Source organism: Pseudomonas sp. BGI-2 (genome assembly GCF_004310295.1).
Lineage (GTDB): Bacteria > Pseudomonadota > Gammaproteobacteria > Pseudomonadales > Pseudomonadaceae > Aquipseudomonas.
In genome coordinates, this window is sequence record NZ_SISB01000002.1 from 185,531 (window position 1) to 206,345 (window position 20,815).

A 20,815-nucleotide genomic window follows, 5' to 3' on the forward strand; every position below is an offset into this window, starting at 1 on the left:
GGCTTTTCATGCCGTCGAACAAAGCAGGCATAATACCGCGCCTTCGCCCGCGAAGCGTCTTTCCCCATTGCCGGTCGCCCCCTTGAACGAACGCCCGATGTCCTCAGCCTTACGCCCCTCGGCCTGCCCGGGATTGCTGCGTATTGTCCAGGCGCTGGATGGCGGCATCTGCCGAATCAAGTTGAATGGCGGTTCGATCAGCGTGGCTCAGGCCGAAGCAGTGGCCGATGCCGCCGAGCGATTCGCTGGCGGGGTGATCGAGGCAACCAACCGCGCCAACCTGCAAATCCGCGGGATAGGCCGTGAGCACGGCGCGTTGATCGACAGTTTGATGTTGGCGGGTCTCGGCCCGAGCAGCGTGGCGGGCGACGATGTGCGCAATCTGATGCTCAGCCCCGGCGCCGGCATTGATCAACAGATGCTGGTCGATACGCGCCCGCTGGCTGAGCAGATCCTCACGACGCTGCAAAGCGATGAACGCTTCCACGACCTCAGCGCCAAGTTCGCCGTGCAACTGGATGGCGGCGAACGTCTGGTGATGCTCGAGCATCCCCATGATCTTTGGTTGTCCGCAGCTGAACGAGACGGTACGCGGGTGTTTGCATTCGGTCTGGCGGGTTGCCTTGTCGACGCGCCCGTAGGCGCGGTGTTGCTGGAGCAGGGCCATGCATTGGTGGTCGCGGTGCTGGAGTTGTTCCTGGAATTGGCACGCCCCGAGCAGACCCGCATGCGGCACCTGCTCGCCGAGTGTTCGCTCGACACGTTTCTCGCACGCCTCGCCGAGCGTGTGCCGTTGATGTCCATCAAGGCTTGGCAGCGCGAGGCAACTCCAGGCGCCCTGCACATCGGCACCCATCCACAGCGTGACGCCGGGCGTGTCTACATCGGTGCTGTGCCTCCGCTGGGCCGCCTGAATCCGGCGATGCTCAGGGGCGCCGCACAACTGGCGCGCGAACAGGGCGACGGCACGTTGCGTTTCACGCCTTGGCAGAGCCTGTTATTGCCCGGTGTCTTTGGCGACGATGCGCCTCACGTTATCCACAGCCTCGAACACCTCGGCCTGCGTTGTTCGACCGATGATGCCCTGGCGCACCTCATCGCCTGCACCGGCTCGACCGGCTGCGGCAAAGGCCTGGCCGACACCAAGGTCGATGCCCGACAACTGGCGGCGCTGCTGCAACGCCACGGCCAGGCGCTGAACGTACACCTGTCCGGCTGCCAGCGTTCCTGCGCGGCCGCGCACATCGCACCGGTCACTTTGCTGGCGGTTTCTCTCGGTCACTACGACCTCTATTTTCGCGATGCAGCGCAGCCGGGTTTCGGCGCGCTGCACGCACGCAATCTTACTATTGAAGCGGTCGCGGCCTTGCTCGACGCCCGCTCACGGAGCCCCCTTGATGCTTGATTACATCCGCGACGGTCAGGAGATCTATCGCAACTCCTTCGCGATCATTCGTGCCGAGGCCAACCTCGAGCGAATCCCGGCCGATCTGGAAAAACTCGCGGTGCGGGTGATCCACGCCTGCGGCATGGTCGATGCCATCGACGGGCTGCAATTTTCCGCAGGCGCGGGCAAGGCCGGGCGTGAGGCGCTGGCCGCCGGCGCGCCGATTCTGTGCGATGCGCGAATGGTCAGCGAAGGCGTGACCCGCACGCGTTTGCCGGCCAACAACCAGGTGATCTGCACCCTGCGCGATGAAAGCGTTCCAGAACTCGCACGTGAGTTGGGCAACACCCGTTCCGCCGCCGCGCTGGAACTGTGGCGCCCGCATCTGGAAGGCAGCGTGGTGGTGATCGGCAACGCACCGACCGCTCTGTTCTATCTTTTGGAAATGCTCGATGCCGGCGCACCGAAACCGGCGTTGATCCTCGGCTTCCCGGTCGGCTTCGTCGGCGCCGCCGAATCCAAGGCAGCGCTGGCGGCAGACAGTCGCGGCGTGCCGTTTGTCATCATGCAAGGCCGGCTGGGCGGTAGCGCCATGGCCGCCGCCGCCGTCAACGCCCTCGCCACGGAGATCGAATGATGCAGTCACCTGGACGCTTGATCGGCCTGGGCGTCGGCCCCGGTGATCCGGAACTGATTACCGTCAAAGCCCTGCGCCTGCTGCGCGAATCGCCCGTGGTGGCGTACTTCGTCGCCAAGGGAAAAAAGGGCAACGCCTTCGGCATCATCGAAGCGCATTTGCAGGACGCGCAAACGCTGTTGCCGCTGGTGTACCCGGTGACCACCGAAGCGCTGCCGTCCCCGCTGTCGTACGAGCAAGTGATCAGCGATTTCTACGATGCGGCGGGCGAAGAACTCGCCGCGCATCTGGATGCCGGTCGTGACGTGGCCGTGATCTGCGAAGGCGATCCGTTCTTCTATGGTTCCTACATGTACCTGCACGATCGACTGGCCGAACGCTACGAAGCCGAAGTCGTACCAGGTGTTTGCTCGATGCTCGGCGGCGCTTCGGTACTGGGCGCGCCGTTGGTGTATCGCAATCAGAGCCTGTCGGTGCTGTCCGGCGTGCTGCCTCACGAGGACCTCAAACGTCGGCTGGCCGATGCCGATGCGGCGGTGATCATGAAGCTGGGGCGCAATTTTCCCAAGGTCCGTCAGGTGCTCGAAGAACTCGGTCTGGCAGAGCGTGCGCTGTACGTCGAGCGCGCGACCATGGCCAATCAGAAGATCGTTGCGCTGGATCAGGTCGAGCCGATGTCCTCGCCGTACTTCTCGTTGATCATTGTTCCAGGCGAACGGTGGCAAGGCTGATGGCCCGTCCAGTTCCGGCGATTGTCATTCTTGGCAATGGCAGCCTCGCGACCGCGCGCAAGATCCAGCAGGTCTACCCCGGCGCCTTGATCCACGGCCTGGCCGAACGGGTTGAAGGCGCGGATCGTGTCTATCACGAGTTCGGCGCGACCTTGCGCGAGCTTTATCAGCAAGACACTCCCATTATTGCCTTGTGCGCAGCGGGCATCGTGATCCGCACGTTGGCGCCGTTGCTGCTGGAGAAGGGCGCGGAGCCACCGGTGCTGGCCGTAGCCGAAGACGGTAGCGCCGTGGTGCCGCTGCTCGGCGGCCTCGGTGGCGTGAACGTCATGGCGCGGGAGATTGCAGCCAGTCTCGAGGTCGCTGCGGCGATCACCACCAGCGGTGAATTGCGCTTCGGCACCTGCCTGCTCAATCCACCCAGCGGTTACGCCCTCGGTGATCTGGAACTGGGCAAGCGCTTCGTCTCGGATTTGCTCGCCGGCCAAAGTGTGCGCATCGAAGGCGCCGCGCCGTGGCTTGCGCAAGCGCAGTTACCGGAAGACCCGCAGGCGCAGTTGTCGATCCACGTCGGCAGTGCCGAACGCACACCGTCGGCCAATGAATTGTTGATCTACCCGCGTAGCGTGCTGGTGGCGGTGAACGCCGAAGTGGCGGATTTGCCGAATGCGATTCGCGCAGCGCTGCATCAGGCGAACATCGCTGCGCAGTCGCTGGCCTGCCTGCTGGCCAGCGATCTGCTCATGGCCAGTCCTGCGTTGCGCGAAGCCGCGCTTGAACTGGGCGTGCCGCTGCGGTTTGCCTCGGTCAGCGGCGGCGTCAGTGAGCTGGCCCGCACAGTGCCGAACGCTACCGTCCTGTCGGCAGATACCGGCATCGCCATCGCGGTGACCAGTCAGCCGCTGGAGCTTGCACAGATCGGTCGCGCGCGCGGTCGTTTGGCCGTGATCGGCCTGGGCCCTGGCGCCGCTGAACTGATGGTGCCGGCGGTCAAGGCAGAACTGGCGCGGGCCAATGACGTGCTGGGTTATGAAACCTACGTGCGCATGGCCGGGCCGTTCCGCGATGATCAAGTGCTGCATTGCACTGACAACCGCGAGGAAATGCAGCGCGCTCGCCACGCCTTTGAACTGGCGGCTCAGGGGCGTTCGGTGGTGGTGGTTTCGTCGGGGGATCCGGGCGTATTCGCCATGGCGGCGGCGGTGCTCGAAGCATTGCACGAGTCGAGCGATCCGAGCTGGCACAGCGTTGATCTGGAGATTTTACCGGGCGTCTCTGCGTCCCTGGCAACGGCGGCCCAGGCCGGCGCGCCACTGGGACATGACTTCTGCGTGATGTCGCTGTCGGACAACCTCAAGCCATGGTCGATCATCGAGAAACGTCTGGATTTGGCGTCTCAAGCCGACCTGGCGCTGGCGTTCTACAACCCGATCTCGCGTTCGCGACCTTGGCAATTAGGGCGAGCACTAGAGATTGTCGCGCAGCACCGCAATGGCGAAACACCGGTGGTGTTGGGGCGAGATGTCGGTCGTCCGGGCCAGACCCTGCGCGTTATCACTTTGGGGCAGTTGACCGCGGATCAGGTGGACATGCGCACCATGGTGCTGATCGGCTCGTCCACTACCTGCACCTTCCCTCGCGCCGAAGGCGGCGAATGGGTGTACACCCCGCGGTGGTACGGTACAAAGCCGCCGTCCTGATGACTATGCGGTCTAACGATCGAGTGTTTTACAGGTGGAGAACCTGAACTGCATTCAAGTCGTGTCGTTACAGAAGGTCGTGGACTCTCTAGTTCACGGCCTTTTTTATAGGTCGTTTTTTAACGATTTATAGGTACAGCATCGTCGGGATGCTGTAGTTGAATGTTATTTGATGTTTCATATGACATTATTTGAAGTTTGTTGAGTTTGAATGGCTGTCTCTTTTGCAATAGCTTGCTCTCAAGTTGTGCGCGTTGCGTGGTATTTAGAATGTTGACCAGTGGCTCGTCTTCACGGTGATGAGTCATAAGCCAGCTGAGGTTCTATTTGATTACGGCGCTTGCCAATGTTGAATGCGCGAGCGAGTTCGCGTGCTTGAATGGCAGTTCTGCCAATACTGGAGCAAGGATGTGAATGTAATGAATGGGACAAGCGCTGCGCATGGTCATGGTTTCCCCTCGGTCGCAGAGTTTTCGAAAATTAAAGGCGGCTTCAGCGAGTTTTTTGAGAGCGCAGAGTATGAAGCGTTAGAGAGGTATTATCAGGCCGCCGTTGAAATTAATGATCCCAATGAAAAGCTGATGCCGGTTAAGTTGTTCCAAAGCACATTTGAATCGTTGCTTCGTCAAAAGTCGAAACCTTTGCCTTTGCTCGAACAGGCATATGCCGGGCTAACACGATATACATCCAGACTCGCAAATACTGTGGCCATGCTTTCAACAGTGGCTGATCCCGTGCCCAGGATCATGCACTTTGTATGGGTAGGTGGCAGTGAGGTCGGCGCTATTCAGCGGGACTACATGAATATCTGGCGAGAAATGCTGGCGGCGCAGAATTACAAATTCAATCTTTGGTACGACAGCGACGCATTATTGGCCTTTGAAATGAATCGGGTGATTCTTGACAGTGCCAGAGTTCATGCGATGGCGTCAGGAGGGGATCGGGTGACGAGGCCCGCCAATCTGTCGCAAATGATTGAAGATCGTGCGCGGGTGCTGAAGCTGCAGATGGCGGATCATCTCAATCAAGCACAATGGGCTGGCCGGGCAGATGAGGCGCGAATTGACCTGATGGTTCAAGCCTATGGCAAGGATCGAGCGATTCTTGAGGCTTTCCGCCAGCGGTGTCTTGACAGTCATACGTCCATGATCGGGCCTGATCTGCGGTTGCGCGATGTTCGCCATGAATTTGCCGGTCACTTTCTACGGGATGTCTATCAGCGTGAGGTCGCCATGCGCGGCAACTTTGCCGCGGCCAGCGATGTTGTCCGTTTACAGGCCGAGTATCTGGAAGGGGGTCGTTACAGTGACATGGACTATTTGCCACCCTTGATCGAAAAGCCGGGTGGAGTTGATATCAGTGGATTTGACGAGCAAGCACGAATCGGCGTGCTGCAACTTCTGCTAAATCATAACGACGCTTTGATGCCTGGTCGCGATCAACAACGCTATGCTGATAGAACTGGCAGAATTCCCGCCGAGCATAAAGAAGCACTGCTTACGTTCGCCCGCAGCAAACCTAATATTGGCGAAGTCTTTACTGCCCCGAAGGAAAGTTTGGTGCCGCGGGACGGGTTTCGCATGGGCACTGCATTCGGGTCACCCAGTGCGGGTGAGATGAACGCTCATTTTCTGGCTCATCCGGGCAGCGGAATGACACAAGCCATCATGCAAATGATTCGGTTGAATTATGACTGCCTGCACGAGGTTGAACGCCAACTCAGCAAGGAAGGTATAACCCCGGATGATAAAGATCGGTTATATGACGTCATTCTGAGTGTCGTTGATAAAAAACAGGCCGAAGGGAAGTTTCCGGAATCAATTAACTTCTCTACGAGCAAACTTGTCGAAGCTATTGGCACGTATTACCAGGACGGGATTCGCATAGGCGCTAGAGGCACTATTACCCTGACCGGGCCTGGCGCCGCTTCGAGCGGGTTGCTTAATTATATGTTGAAGCACCTTGAGCCCGATCATCTGGAGACGGTTCGTACACGGCTGAAATTGACCGAGGGTTATAACGTCTACACCGAAGAAGAAATGGTTTCTGGCTGGACGGTCAATGGTTCTGAGGACGAGTGGCTGGCAAAAGAAAATGAAAAATGGAAGACAGGCAAACTCAAATCTCGTTACATCGGCAATGTGACGGAGTTGCTGAAAGAGCAAACGCTCACCTTCAAACAAGGCTGGCCGGTCATTGAGGGCAAACAGGTATTGTTGACGTCGGTTCTGCAACAATTGCTCGATGATTTGGGCGCGCCGTTCATCCGTGCGATGAATGACAAATTGAGTGGCGACATCCCCGTCGGTAGACGTATCGCCCTCAGCTTCGAACAGCGTCAGATGATCCTGGCGCAGCCCGCCCTTGAGCTGCCGCCATCGGTAGGCGCCGAGCTGTTCGGTAATCTGAATGAAGCGCTGACACGGATCGCCGGCAACAAGTTGCCTGTTGAGCAATTGAGCCCCCTGCACCGCTTGGTGTTCGGTGGACTGTTTGGCGCGACAACTCTGGACATCGAGGGCTTCGCTGATGCCTGGGAGGCAACCCGTTCCCTCGCCGGCAACACCCAGGATCGTGGACTCGGTGCGCGCTACGAACAGATTGAGCAGACCCTTCGTGAGCAGAACAGCGCGGCATTTGAGGCTGGCTTCAATACACCCGTGCCTGACACGCGAACCACGGAAAAGTCTGCGGTGCTCAAAGGTCTGGCCTTCGCTGAACCATTGAGCATACGTCAATGGGGTGAGCACATTGCCGGGATCCAGCTCCAGGCCCAATACGAGCTGCGTCACGTTATTTTCGAGCGCAGTGCCACGGTGCTGGAAACCTTCATTGCACAGGGCGCTTCCAGCGGGAGGTTAATGCCTCAGGGATTGCTGATCAGGGGTGAAGGCGATCCCGGAAGGCGTTGTTATCCACTGGTGTTGGCCATGGCAGCGGCCCTCGAAAAGGGCACCTCTGCCGTGGACGCTTTGAGCGGCAGACTGGCCAATGCCAACCTCTCGCCCGACGCCAATGAAACCCATGCATTTCTCACAACCCTCGATGAGCTGCGCACGGTACCGATGGCGCGCTCCGGCACTTTGTTGGGTGCGTCCCGGCTGGACCAGATCCTGCAAACACTGGAAGCCAGGACTTCCACCAGCACACTGATGCTTAACACCGAAAGCCATTCCCTGCTGGTCGCAAAAGTGGTTGATGGGGCGTCGATGGGCTACCGCTTTTATGATCCGAACTTCGGTGTCTTCGGGTTTGAACAGGTTCAGAACCTGCGACTGGGTCTAGAGCAGTTTCTTGGCAATCCCGAGCTCGCCAGACTGTATGACATCGGTCAACTGAAGGACGCTGCTTTCAACGTCGTTGACCTCAATGGCCCGCTCATTGCCGATCAGCGGCTACCGTCGCGCAATAATGTGTCGGGCTTGCTGAGCCATGACCCGATCAGTGCCGGTGTGACCGTGACGCCATGGGAACATCAAGCCGCATTGAGGGCCCGTTCGTTGTCGGAAAATGCCCGATTGGGGCGCGGTTTGAACGAGCTGGATACCCGCCACTGGGCGCAGCAAATTCAGCAGAGCACTGATCGTCTTCGCACGGAAAGCAACCTTGGGAAAGAATACGTTCCGGTGTTCGACAGCGTCCGAGAGGTGCCAGGCGGTCGATATGATATCAGCCTGGTCAATATCAAGGACCCTGCGCGCACGGTCCGGGTCTCCAGCGCTGATGGCGTTTTGTCGCGAATCCGTTCCTATCTGACAGAAACCTTCCAGACCCTTTCAGTAAAGCCGTCCGTTCCGGGCAAGGTTGACCCGACTGACGTCAGTGCCGTGCATACCTTGAATGCGGCCTTTACAGTTCAGGCGTTGCTGTTGGCGCTCAAAACCCATGAGCAGGTCGGCGACATCAATGAAGACCGGAGCCTGACGACTGCCGTGCGAATGCATGGCTACCTCAGTTACGCGCAACTGGTCCACGGTAATTTGCTCGACGTCGTAGAGCTGGTCAAATTGTTCCAGGTGGCGTTGAGCGATGCACAGCTGGTGGCCCGGACCACCTCCTCGGTGGTGGTCAACGCGCTGGGACACATTGCCAGAGATGGTCTGGCCACCGTGTTGCAACTCGCCACGGTGGGCTTCGATATCTATCTGCTGGCCAATGCCAGGGACGATCTGCAACGGGCTCAATACGCTACCCAACTGGCGTTCGATTCGCTAGGGCTGGGGCTTTCGGTGGCCGGGGTGGGCGCCGGACTTGCCGGTGCGACTACGACGGCTGCATTTCTTGGTGGCGCCGGAGTGATTCTGGGCGGATTGGCCATTGGCGTGGGCGCGCTGGTAGAAGGGTTCAACGGTACGTTGGAGCGAGGGCGGCGGGTAGGTCAGTACCTGAACCGCGTCGACAAAGCCTATCGCACGGGGGGGCACTCGGTCAGGGAGGGTGTGTTTTATCCGAATCCATACGCAGACATTCGCGAGATCGATTTGCGCAGGAAGCGAATGACCTTCGATAGCCAGGAGATTTTGTCGGCCACCACCACCACGTTGCATGTGCCGGATCAGAACCCTGATCGTTCAAATGCCATTAATATCCGGACAAGTCTCGGGTTGCCGGAGCATGCCACGGTCACCGATCCGTCGACCTTTCAAACCATCGTCCTGCCCTGCGTAGCCAAGACCTGGTTCGGCTTTGATTACTCGGCGCTGCCGTTATCGACCACGCGATCCGAGCATTTTGAAACCGCCCTGAAACTGGAACACGACGCAGCAGGCAATCGTCAGTTCTGGTTTACCTTTTACAAATTTCCCTCCGAATACATTTTGCATAACTTGTATCCGGTGGAGGTCGACACAACGATCAGGGTCTTGCTCGATGAGGCGCCACGTTCGTTGCTGGTACCCGAACTGCCCAAAACATTGCACGGAAAGTTGTCTTACAGTATTGAAGGAGAGGGTGGCTATTGTGCGTTGACACTTGACCCGGGCGTGCAATCGGTGACTCTGTCCCAGGTTCAAAAATCTCGTCCCATGGCCTGGACCTTGCGCGCGCTCTGGTTAAACGAAGCAGATGTCGTTGTTGATGAGGGGCAGCTGAAGCTGGGGGCTATAAACGTCCAGGTTACGGATACGCCTGAATTGGTTATCCAGACCTCGCATCATTCATATCGGGTTGACTGGACGGATCGGAAGTTGTTGATCGAACGGCTGGAGACTGATCTGACTGTCGATATCGCGACTGTCCAGGTCCGAGTCAGGGAGTTGGCCCGCACCCATCGTCTGGCCAGCCCGTTCACAGCGGTAGAGAATTTCCCGGTTCCGTTCGCAGACCCACAAGAACCACAACTCACAACGGCTTTTTATGAGCAGGCCCGTGATCGCTTTATCTACTCTCGAGACCTGCCATCGGCGCTGGCGGATCAAGTCAGCCTGGGCGAGGTGATAGGAGGACAGGCGTATTTCTTTTGTCCCCGCGAAGCGCTTGTCTGGCGTTCTGATGTGGTCACGGGGCAGGTCAATCGATTCTATCGTCTGATGGATCCGGTGCCCGGCTCGAACATTTCGGTGTTTCAAGATCTAGGGCACGGGGTCATTCGCATCGTTCAGCAGGTGACACAGCGCACAGGGCGTGAAGCCGAGGTGATCTACCTGTTAGGTGAGGAGGACGTCAAGTTGATGGCAATCGCCGGCCATCTGACCGAGCGTCAGCAAAGCCTGTTGCTCAAGAAGGAGATGAAAGGGTGGTCAAACTTCTTTTGGGATTACGAGTTATTGGTCACGGATTCGAAACTTTGGCCTTTGACCCAAGTGAAGGTCGTGGACTACAAGCCGGCGGAGTTTGTCTCGATCACCCCGTTGTTTGAGGGTAAAAAGGATCCGGTCAGTACTTGGGTGCGTGGTGCAGATGGCCTTTTGATCGGGCCCGATGTGCCGCAGACAGAAGGGCCGGGGGGGGCGGTGAGTCCGTCATTGCTGACACCCGCTACACGTGCGGGTGATGTCTTCCTGTTTTTCGACAAGCGCAATCGTACCCTTTATCGCCGGAAGATCGACCCGGCCACTACCGCCGTGAATGTGCGGGCCGAGATTATCGAACCCTACAATGTGATAGAGGTCGTGCCCAATGAGCGTCGCTATCTCGCGTTGACCCTCGAGGGGTTTTATTTCGATATCGATGACCAAGGGCAATCGCAGTTGGCTGCGATAACCGCAGACTGGCTGAATGAGGCCAAGGGGCCAATAGACTTTGATTTTGAATGGTGGACAGCGGTTGAAGCCGTTGCCAACGACCATCTAGCGTCGAGCGTTGCCATTCTTGGTTTAGAGAACAGTACAAGGGATAGAAAGTTGCGCGCCTGGTATACCGGCCGTCAGTGGTTGATTGCAGATTTTGGGCCAGCATCGGTAGTGCGGTTAGTGGCAACCACACCTGATGGTCGGGCGGCCTGGCTGTTGGATGTTTCCGCTGGACAGCTCTTTCGTCAGGCGTTTATCGAGCCTGAGCAGTTGAGCCGCGCGTTCGGCAACGGCTTGCATCTGGTCAATGCCGAGGCGCTCCCTCAACCAGAAAAAGTGTGGAGCCCATGGTCGTTTTCTGAAGTGCTGCCCGACGGCACCGGTTTGCGTGGCCGTACCCGTGACGGGGTCAATCTTGAACTGATTGAAGACGAACCGGCAAGGATCATCAGTGTCGAGTACGCCTGGACCTATCGTTACATGGAGTCGACTGAAGCACTGGCGGGTCGCCTGAAAGATTTAGTGTCCGGTCAGGCACATGCGCCTTACCTGCCGATCGGGAATTCGACCAACCGTTACGCCTATTACGTACCCGAACTCAATCGTGTATTTGATATTTCCGGTAGGGCTGACGGGCAATGGGCGAACTTCCTCGGTACGAAACGAGGGCGCGTTGCGCTGTTGTTTGATCCGGTGGACGGCTTGATTTTCAACCGCAATAGCAGTGAGGTTCTGTGGGTCGCGGCGAACAAGGCCAGCCGGGAGGGTGAAGTCATGACGCTGGAAGTTTCGGGAGAGGTAAAAGATCTTCTGGCCCTGGTGCCCGACGGTGTCAGCACATTGATTTTGGGCTGCGCTGAAACGGGGTCGACTTATCACGTGTCGGAAACCGACTGGCAGCACTTCGACTGCATTGTGGTCGATTGCACTGCCTGGCCGGGTGTTGATGCTGTGCCCACGCAGCTGATTCTGGCCACCGGAGCGCAGGACAACTGGCGTGTCGCCCGGGCGGACAAACACCTGGTGTTCACTGACCCCGACAACGGCAGCAGCCTTGTTTTTCGTTCGGCGCAATCCGAGGACTGGGCATTGGCCCAGTCGCTGAAACTGAGTGTGAAAGTCCTTGGCGGTACGCTTGAGGTCAACGTCCATGAACTGTGGCAAACCCTGTTCGATCAGGAGGAAAGCAGTCTTGAATTGAAGGCGCTCGTCGAGAAGTTGAACTCGGTCTAAACAAACAGGGGGTGACAAGTGGGTGTCTGCCCTCGTTAGTACGAAGAAGAAATCTTCGTGAGTGTCGGCGGCCTCGTCCTGAGGCCGCTCTTACATACAGGGAAGTATCTTTATGGGTGAGCAAACTGTTCGTCGTGTGAACGGCTACGTCAATTTTATTGATCTGTTTAAACTGTCTGATCTTGAACAGGCGTTACAGGAGCATAAAGGGACAGACGAATACGACGCGGTGTTTCGGTATTACTTCGCTTGTATCGCCGTGCTCGATTTTCCGAGAATGCTTGCCCCACTTGGGTTGCTGCGCGAGGCGCTCGGGTCTTTTGTTGAACCCAAGCGCCGGCGTCGACGTGCGGCGGGGATGGAACCGCCAGCTGCACAGCAGGGCGCTGCCGCTCCGGGCCTGACTGAAATCCGCGACAGAATCGAAGACTTTCAGGTGCGCCTGTCCGACAGCATTGAACAGCTGAGTGTCGCGGCTTTCGAAGTGCCGAAAAATCTGCACTTCGTCTGGCTTGGAGGTGGCCTCGGACCTATCCAGCGTGACTACATTAATGTCTGGAACAAGGTGTTGGCCGGGCAGGGCTATGCCGTGAAGCTCTGGTACGACAGCGATGCATTACTGGCCTATGAAACCAACCGGATCATTGTCGAAGCCGCGAAGGCCGATGCGATGATTAATGGTGGGCATAGCACTGAATCCAATAATGATCTTGGTGATAAATATGAGGAACGGGCCATTGTTCTCAAACAACAAATGTTCGCCCATATCAATAAAGCGGTAGGGCGCGGTGTTAACCCGGATGACGCACGTATTGATCTTCTGGTTCGTGGATACGGCCAGAATGAAGCAAGCCTGAAGGCCTTGCGTGACAAAAATGGCCAGAGTATTTCGGCACTGGGCGAGGCCGGCGTGGAACTTCGTGATCTTGCGGCGAATGTAACACCGCTTCACTTGCAGGACATTTACCAACGGGAAATCAGTCTGCGAGGAAATTTTGCAGCGGCCTCCGATGTGGTACGCATTGAGGCCTTGATGGCTGAAGGTGGAAATTATGCGGATGTCGATAACCTGCCATCTCTTGTGGAGAGGCTGGGCGATGTGGACATCAGTCAATTCAGCAGCGATGCACGCCTGGGCGTAATGCAGTTGTTGCTCGATCAAAACCCGCAATGGATGCCTGGTCGCGAAGCATCGAGGAGTCAGTACAAAAGCTACGTTAAGTACATTCCTGAAGAGCATCGACCGGCGCTGGAAAATTTCGCTAAAAGTCGCCCGCAGTTGACCAGTGTTTTTCGCGCCCCCAAAGAACGTCTCGTTCGTCCGAACGGAATGCGAGCGGTTACCGAGGGGGGCAGCCTCAGTAATGCGTTTCTAATGGCTCATCCCGGATCGGTCATGTTGAGCGCCGTGATCGATCGTTTCAAACTCAATTATGAGATCGTTGATGCTACGGCCCGTTTGGCCATGGAGAACCAGGTCGCCGCTATCGACGCTGAGGCCATCAGTCGTATTGCGCTGGAGGTCGTCGAAGAACAGTTCGGCCTTTTGCATGCTCTGCCGGCGGATGTAGAACTCGCGCTGTATTTTCTGGCCAAGGCTGCAACCTTTTACTACAGCGACGGCATTCGCCCCCAAAGCGAAGTGACCATCTATTTGACCGGGCCTGCTGCGGTGCGCGATGCGCTCGCGGATTACGCAAAAATGCACTTCACCCCTCGTGCCGCGGGCGTCTGGCGAAACGATGTGGCTATTGACCCCGCCGCAGCGGTGAACCGGGACACCGAGGAGGAGCAGGACCACTCCTGGAAAGAAAACGAAAGTGACACCGTCGACTGGCTCAAAAACGAAAAACAACGTTGGGAGACCGGGCAATTCAAGGCGCGTTACGTGGGGAAAGTGGATCAGTTGCTTAAGAGCCGGACGATCCATTTCGACCATGGCTGGCCTGTCATTGAAGGTCGACATGTGTTGTCGACCGAACTGCTGCAATCCCTGGCGCAACACTTTGGCGAACCCTTTTTGCGAGCGATGAGTCAGCGGACCACCGGTGAGGAGACTTTCGACAAGCCGTTGCAACTGGGCTTTGACGAGCGTCAATCCATCCTCGCACAGGAAATCGCGCTACCGCCGTCGTTGGTCGGTGAGCCGGCGGCCGGGGATTTGCCTCTGGACGAATTGCTTCATCGAATTGGCCGGGACACTTTGCAGGTTGAACAGCTTGACCCCCGGCAGCGGTTGTTGATCGGTTCGTTGCTGGGCGCGCGGGCAATGGATAAACGCAACTTTGATCTCGTCAGTGCACGGCTGGAAAACCTCGCCAACAACGTGTCCGAGTTGGGCGTATCCCATCGTTACGGGGCCATTGAGCGGGAGCTGTTCAAAGAAAATCACCCTGCTTTCGTTGCCGGTTTGGCCAGCGCCTCGACACCCTTCGTAGCGTTGTCCGAGACCAGCATCGAGTTGAAGAAACAGGCGCTGGAGCAGTCTCTGACCTTGCTGCAATGGGGGCGCCAGGTCGCCCGTATTCAGCAGGTCGCAAAACTCGAGTTCCGTGACCGGATTGGCGAGCGTATGACCGATGTGCTCGAAAGCTTCAATCACGGCACTTTCAAACTGGTGCCACAAGACTTGTTGCTCCAGGGCGCCGGTGACCGGATCGCCGGGCGCTGTTATCCGTTGTCATTGGCCATGGCGGCTGCGATCAGCAAAGGGAACGAAGCGGGCAACATCCTTCGCGAGCGGTTTTACCTGGCGGTCATCGAGCCCGGTACCCGCGATTCGACGGCATTCGTGAGCATTCTCGAAGAGCTTCGCGATGTCGACGTTCATGACCTGGGTGGGCCGGTGGAGCGCGCCGATCTGGCACAGGTGATTGCGATGCTTGAAGAGAAAACCGTCAGCAGCACGTTGATGCTCAACTCGGATAACCACTCGATGCTGGTGGCCAAAAGTGTCGTTGACGAGCGCAGTACCTATCATTTCTACGATCCGAATTTCGGTGTTTTCGAGTTCGATACTGCTGAAGCGCTCAGCGCGGCGCTGACCCATTTTTTTGTTCGGCAAGAGATGGCCAGGCCTTACGCCGCGTATGGCGAGCTTGCTCGTCCAACCTTTGATTTGATTGAGCTCGACGCGGGTCGACTCAATGCAACGGTGCTGTCGTCGGGTGTCCGGGTGTCCAGTCTTTCCGATTCGGACAGCCTGCCTGAGCAGGCGCCTCGGGTCAGGCAGCGGCTGGCCAGCGCGCGAGGACAGTCGCTGGTCAAAAATGGGGTACTGGGCAATTCGTTACTGGAACTGGACGCACACTGGTGGGGCGGGCAGATCGCGCAGGCGACACGGCAGTTGCAGGAGCAACACGGGCTGTCGTCGGGCGCCGTTGCGTTGTTCGAGTCACTGGAGATCACCCCGACAGGCGAGTACAAAATCAGTCTGGTCGATACCGATCCTGCTCAGACCGTTGTGCGCGTCACCACCGCTGACCATCGATTCCTGAGGATCAAGAACTACCTCTCGGAAACCTTCCATACGTTGGCAGCGCAACCGCATGAGCCGGCCGGCTCGGCTGACGCGACGGACGCCGGTAGCGTCCATACGCTCAATGCCGGTTTTACCGTACAGGCCTTGATGAACGCGTTGCGCCATCACGAAGGCGAGGTCAGCGGTGGTGACAAGGCACTGACCACTGCCATTCGTTTGCATGCCTACGTCAACTACGCCCAGCTGGTCCACGGCAACGTGGTGGATGTGATTGGCGTTGTGGCACTGGTGCGTCAGGCGCTGGACGATGAAAAGCTGATCGCCCGTACCAGTGCGCCGTTGGTGCAAAAGGCATTGGGTCATGTGGCGAATGAAGGCGTCGGTACGGTGTTGGGGATGGTGAATGTCGGGTTTGATATCTACCAGTTGAGCCATGCCACCAATGACATTGAAAAGGCGCAGTTCGGGACGCAGCTGGCATTCGACTCCGCGAGCGCCGTGTTGGGCGCAGCCGGGCTTGGTGCGGCATTAGTGGGCGCGGGTACCGTGGCGGCGGTGCTGGGCGGTGCCGGGGTGATTCTGGGCGGGTTGGCGGTGGGCGTCGCTGCGCTGGCCGAAGGATTTGCCACCATTGCCGAGGAAGCCAAAGAGGTCGCCCGGTTTTTTGAGGGGCTGGAAAAGGCTTATCTACAGGACGGCTATCATCTGGACAAGGCCTCGAATGCCTGGATTGCGCACCCTTTGCTGGTATTCGCCGATCTTGATTTGCGTGCATCCAGCATCCGTTTCGACAGCCCCAGGTTGTTCCCGCTTCGGGACCATCTAGGGGTTCCGGGTTTCGATGTGGATTACAACCGCGCCACCGATATCCGTGTGGGCCTAGGGTTGCCCGACTCGGCGTCTTTTTCGCCGCAGCCCGGGCAGGCGATCGTTTTGCCCTGCACACCCAAAACCTGGTACGGCTATGAGTACAAGTTGCTGCCGTTTGTCTCGTTTCGTCATGCCGGCGGATTCGATACGGCCCGTCGGCTGGAGAAAAAGAATGCACAGGGGCAATGGCAATTTCTGTTTTCGTTCTATTCGTTTCCCGGCGAATACGTGGTCAACCGGCTGAACCCTGTCTACAAACCAACGGTGTTCAACGTTCGTCTCGACAACATTGAGCGCTCGCTGGTGGTGCCTGCACTGCCAAAGGCGTGGCATGGCATGGTTTCCTACCGTATAGAAGGAGCAGGCGCCCGCTGTTCCGTACTGCTCAATCCCGGGGTCAACCTTGAACTCCACGCGCCCGGTCACACGGCCATGCGCTGGGTGCTGCAGGCTCCCTGGCTGGCCGAAGCAGACATCCGCATAGCCGCTGCGGGTAGCCTCGTTGCGGATACGCTGGGTGTGAAGTTCAGTGGCGGCGTTCACGATGTGTTGCTCAAGCTTGCGAGTAACACAATCATGCGCGTTGATCTTGTTGCCCTGACGTTGGAGGTGGTCGAAGAAGAGGCCGATCCGGCGCTCGGGGAGCAAGCGTTGCTGGACCACTTCAAGTCACTGGCGCGTGAACATCGACTGACCATGCCTTACACCCCCGTTCACAACTTTGTGGTGCCGTTTGAAAAGCCGGACGAGCCGAGGACAGTGGCCGCGTATTACGACTCGGCTCAGGATCGTTTTCTGTATATCCGCGATCCGAATGTCTTGTTGGCCGATGAGGTCGTGTTGGGAGCGGTGGTCGAGGGCTCGGCCTACTTCTATCACCCCGAGAACTTCGATGTCTGGCAGGTCGACGCGATCACCGGCACGCTGGTTCAGCGCTATCGTTTGCTGCTCAGAGATGGCTTGACGATTGCCCGCTGTGAGGCTGTGGTCAACGGTGGCATTCAGATCGTTCAGCGGTCCACTCCCAAGGAAGGCCCGCACGATGAGCTGACCTATGTGATCCATGACGGGGCAGTGTTGCTTGGCTCAATCACCCGCGGTCACGACCCAGCATTGCCGGCCGTTTTACAGGTCGACACGCTCACGGACTGGAAGCAGGTACTGGGCGATTATGTGTTGCCCGCAGAGTCCATCGATACCGTGAATTGGCGCCCTGGGGCGCTGGTTTCGATTTGTTGGCAGTTCGAAGACACGTCTCGTGATCTGGTCTGGGTCCGCGATGTTGACGGGTTGATCATCCGTGCGGCTGCCCGGCGTCACCATGCGCGGGGATGGGAGGATTCGATCAAGGCCTTGAATACCCTTTTACTGATTGCTCCCGCCAGTGCTGAGGGCGAGGTGTTCGTCACTTTCGACAAGCCTGTTGGAAGCCTCGTGCGACAGCAAAGGTCAATGGTGGAGGGGCGCGTGCAATGGTCCTCCAGAGAGATTGCCCCCACAGGGCTGAAAAATGTTGTCGCTGTTGAGCAGGGCCATCTCGCCCTGACCGACTCCGGCCTGTTCTTCAATATGACGCCGGACGGGTATCTGCACTTGGGCGGATTGACTGAAACCTGGTTAAAGGATCGAACCCAATGGTGGTCAGCATTGCCAGCGGTGTCGACGCGGTACCCGGTGGCTAGTTTCGCCCTCCTTGGGTTGACCAACTTTACCGGGGGCGCCGGTTTGTGCGCCTGGTACCTGGACGATCGGCTGTTGCTCGCGGATCTTGGCCATGGAAAAGAAGTGCGGTTGCTGAGTATCGCTCCAGACAATCAGGCCGCCTGGTTGTTCGATCTTTCAACAGGCAAGGTTTTCAGCCAGCGCTTTATCGATACGAAACTATTGGGCGCTGCATTCGGCCAAGGAACCAGACTTTTGCAAGCTGAGGCATTGCCCGCCCCGATGCAGGAATGGGCGCCCTGGATCTTTACCGACGTGAAAGTGGACGGTGCTGGCCTGAGGGCGACGACGCTCGGTGGCCTGGAGGTGGATTTACAGCACAACGAACCGTTACGGATTACGGGTGTGGACAGCCGCTGGGTCACCGCACTGAAACGACCATTGAGAGAGGGGCTGGCGGTGCTGGCGAACGAACATCGATGCGCCGATTTTCTGTCCGTAAAAGACCCTGACAGCCTTCAATGGTATGTGGTCCGGACCGGACGATTGATCCGGATTCCGAAAGCCGGCATTACTGCGCAATACGCGCTGGTGGGCACCCGGGATCAAACCAATGTGATGCTGCACGAACGCGGGGATGGTTTGTTGCACACCTATCCGCAAAACAGCACGGTCGGGCCGCTCGACTATGTTCAGCGAAACGCCGAAGTCCTGGTGGTCGAGGGACCGAAGACGGCTCATGACCTTCTCCCGTTGATTGCCGATGATGTCAGCATCCTGGTGCTCAAAATGGGTCAAGGGGCAACGACTGGCCGGCTGACCCGGGCGGCGTGGTTGAAACTTGAATCGGTCATCGTCGATTGTCGTTATCCGCTTGAGCGCCCACCCTTGATTCCGGGGAAATTGATTCTGGACGCTTCAATCATGGATCGGTTATGGGTCAGCCTGGTCGATGAACACTTGGTGATGAACGGCCTGGACAGCGGGCACAGCCTGATTTTTCGCGGCGTTTACTCAGCGGATGTGGCGTTGCGGGGTGACGTGTTCCTTTCGCTCAATGGCTATCGATCACGTGCGGTGTCGGAAATAGTCACCGAGTTGCTGAGACAAAAGGGCGCTTCCGGCAGCGCAACGTTGACGGAGCTGATGTCGAATTATCAGGTCGAGGTGATCGCAGAAGCGGCTATTTAGAACGTAGCGCTCACTGGCTGATTACGGCACCAGATAACCTTTCACGCCCGTGAAGATAATCTGTGCCGCCAGCGCGCACACAAACAATCCCATCAACCGGCTGACGATCTGCAACCCTTGGTCACCGAGAATCCGCTCGATGCGGTTGGACAGATAAAGCACCACGCCGACCGTAAAACTGGCCAGGGCAATACTGAGAATGGCCGTGAGTTTGTCGTCCCAATGTGGCTGGCTCACGCCCATGACCAGCAAGGCACCGATGGTGCCGGGGCCGACCGTCAATGGAATGGTCAGCGGGACGATGGTCACGTCCTGCTGCACATTGTCGGTCTGCACCGCCGACTTGCCTTGGGCCATGCCCAGTGCCGAGATAAACAGCACGCTGCCGGCGCCGATGCGGAACGCGTCCACGGTGATGCCGAAGACATTGAAAATGACCCGCCCGAACAGGTATAGCAAAACGCTGGACACCAGCGTGGCGGTTGCCACTTTCCAGGCCAGTCGACGCTGTTCCTTGCGTGAATAACCGCGGGTCAGACTGATGAAGCAGGACAACACGAAGAACGGGCTGTAGAGCACCAGCATCTTCAGGTAAACGCTGAATAACACGTGGAGCATGGTTTTGGCTCGCATCCAGAGAGGGGTGAGTCGGAGTCTATCAGTCGGCCAATTGTCTGTGGGTGTCGAGTTTAAAAGATCTGAAAGTTATTTTTCTTCACGTGTAGTCTGTTCGACTGAGTTTGATTGGTTAGTTGTTTGTGATTGATTCTGTGGATGATGTTACAAGTTTGGGTTTGTCAGAGTGAGTTTGTTTGTTTATCGTTTCTTCCAGCAAGTTCATGATGAGCTTGCATTAATGTCGATAAGGAAGAAGTCGTGAATAATTTGTCTAGTGAAGTTCATATTGCTGCCTGTTTAAAAAGTCTTCAGGCTTATGACCTGGGTGAACAACTATTTATTCGACCCCGCGGTTTGTTTGCGTCGGGTGACGAAGTTGAAGTGCCGTCGAAGGGATCGATCGTAGGCGAAGGCCTTATTAGTTTCAGCGGTAACCTCACCGGTATTAACCGCAGTGACGCACAGAATGCTTATCAGTATGCGACGCTTGTGGCAAACAAACAGTTTCCACTGGAGCACCAGGGCAAGGAATGGTACGCGCAGTTCCGTAAAGTCATGGGTGAGATTGGTTGGGCGGAGACTAGCAAATACTTCAATGATCTGGACGTGTCGGGAACCAGTGTCCGCATGGACAAGTTGGTACTGGAGATCCTTGCTTCGGTAGTCACAGGCCTTGCCGTACCGGGCCCGGCTGCTGCTCTGATGCTGAAAACCGCGGGGGATGCGATTTCCGCCCTGCAAAAACGCGATACCGCATTGACGCTTTATGAGAGCAACTTGCTGAAACATGGTGTGGGTGGCATATCGGCCGGCTCGTGTATCGATGTTAACGGTGCTTCTGTTTTTGCCATTGGTACAGTACGTTTTCTACGCGAGAATTCATCGAGAAAAGTGCTGTTCGTCGATGTGGATGTTCGTAATGTAAATCTGTATCGCGGTGAATCAGTTTTCGAAAAGAATGATCTGCAGGCTGCGGCTACTCGTGAGTTGATTGCATCGAAACTTGTTAAGTACTCGACTGATAAACTCGACTACGATATTTGATAGGGTCTGGAAGGGCGGTCGAAACAACGAC

The 20,815-nt window shown here is 57.4% G+C and carries 8 protein-coding genes; 7 read left to right on the plus strand and 1 reads right to left on the minus strand.

The window, feature by feature from the left end:
• Positions 1-97 precede the first annotated feature (97 nt).
• From cobG to EYC95_RS02140, 6 genes are all read left to right on the plus strand, one after another.
• The gene (cobG, locus tag EYC95_RS02115) at positions 98-1,405 is read left to right on the plus strand and encodes a precorrin-3B synthase (protein WP_131058886.1); all 1,308 of its coding nucleotides are present in this window, start codon (positions 98-100) and stop codon (positions 1,403-1,405) included.
• Complete coding sequence (locus EYC95_RS02120; protein WP_131058887.1) at positions 1,398-2,024, plus strand: precorrin-8X methylmutase; 627 nt, start codon at positions 1,398-1,400, stop codon at positions 2,022-2,024. Before cobG ends, EYC95_RS02120 begins: the two co-directional genes overlap by 8 nt.
• Complete coding sequence (locus tag EYC95_RS02125) at positions 2,024-2,755, plus strand: precorrin-2 C(20)-methyltransferase (RefSeq protein WP_131058953.1); 732 nt, start codon at positions 2,024-2,026, stop codon at positions 2,753-2,755. Before EYC95_RS02120 ends, EYC95_RS02125 begins: the two co-directional genes overlap by 1 nt.
• Complete coding sequence (cobJ, locus tag EYC95_RS02130; RefSeq protein ID WP_131058888.1) at positions 2,755-4,455, plus strand: precorrin-3B C(17)-methyltransferase; 1,701 nt, start codon at positions 2,755-2,757, stop codon at positions 4,453-4,455. Before EYC95_RS02125 ends, cobJ begins: the two co-directional genes overlap by 1 nt.
• A gap of 419 nt (positions 4,456-4,874) precedes the next feature.
• Positions 4,875-11,918 (plus strand): TcdA/TcdB pore-forming domain-containing protein, encoded by a 7,044-nt coding sequence (locus EYC95_RS02135; protein ID WP_165557413.1) that lies wholly within the window; start codon positions 4,875-4,877, stop codon positions 11,916-11,918.
• A 112-nt stretch (positions 11,919-12,030) separates the two neighbouring features.
• The gene (locus EYC95_RS02140; RefSeq protein ID WP_165557414.1) at positions 12,031-19,122 is read left to right on the plus strand and encodes a TcdA/TcdB pore-forming domain-containing protein; all 7,092 of its coding nucleotides are present in this window, start codon (positions 12,031-12,033) and stop codon (positions 19,120-19,122) included.
• 21 nt (positions 19,123-19,143) lie between these two features.
• On the opposite strand, the gene EYC95_RS02145 is transcribed toward EYC95_RS02140, so the two are convergent.
• Entirely contained in the window at positions 19,144-19,740 is a 597-nt protein-coding gene (locus EYC95_RS02145; RefSeq protein WP_017336334.1) for a MarC family protein, read from the minus strand.
• Between the two features lie 258 nt (positions 19,741-19,998).
• On the opposite strand from EYC95_RS02145, the gene EYC95_RS02150 reads away from it, so the two are divergent.
• Entirely contained in the window at positions 19,999-20,784 is a 786-nt protein-coding gene (locus EYC95_RS02150) for a hypothetical protein (RefSeq protein WP_131058890.1), read from the plus strand.
• Positions 20,785-20,815 lie beyond the last annotated feature (31 nt).

Excerpts from the sequence above, each read along its gene's own strand:
- cobG (WP_131058886.1), top strand. The coding sequence starts at position 98 with ATGTCCTCAGCCTTACGCCCCTCGGCCTGCCCGGGATTGCTGCGTATT.
- EYC95_RS02120 (WP_131058887.1), top strand. The coding sequence starts at position 1,398 with ATGCTTGATTACATCCGCGACGGTCAGGAGATCTATCGCAACTCCTTC.
- EYC95_RS02125 (WP_131058953.1), top strand. The coding sequence starts at position 2,024 with ATGCAGTCACCTGGACGCTTGATCGGCCTGGGCGTCGGCCCCGGTGAT.
- cobJ (WP_131058888.1), top strand. The coding sequence starts at position 2,755 with ATGGCCCGTCCAGTTCCGGCGATTGTCATTCTTGGCAATGGCAGCCTC.
- EYC95_RS02135 (WP_165557413.1), top strand. The coding sequence starts at position 4,875 with ATGAATGGGACAAGCGCTGCGCATGGTCATGGTTTCCCCTCGGTCGCA.
- EYC95_RS02140 (WP_165557414.1), top strand. The coding sequence starts at position 12,031 with ATGGGTGAGCAAACTGTTCGTCGTGTGAACGGCTACGTCAATTTTATT.
- EYC95_RS02145 (WP_017336334.1), bottom strand. The coding sequence starts at position 19,740 with ATGCTCCACGTGTTATTCAGCGTTTACCTGAAGATGCTGGTGCTCTAC.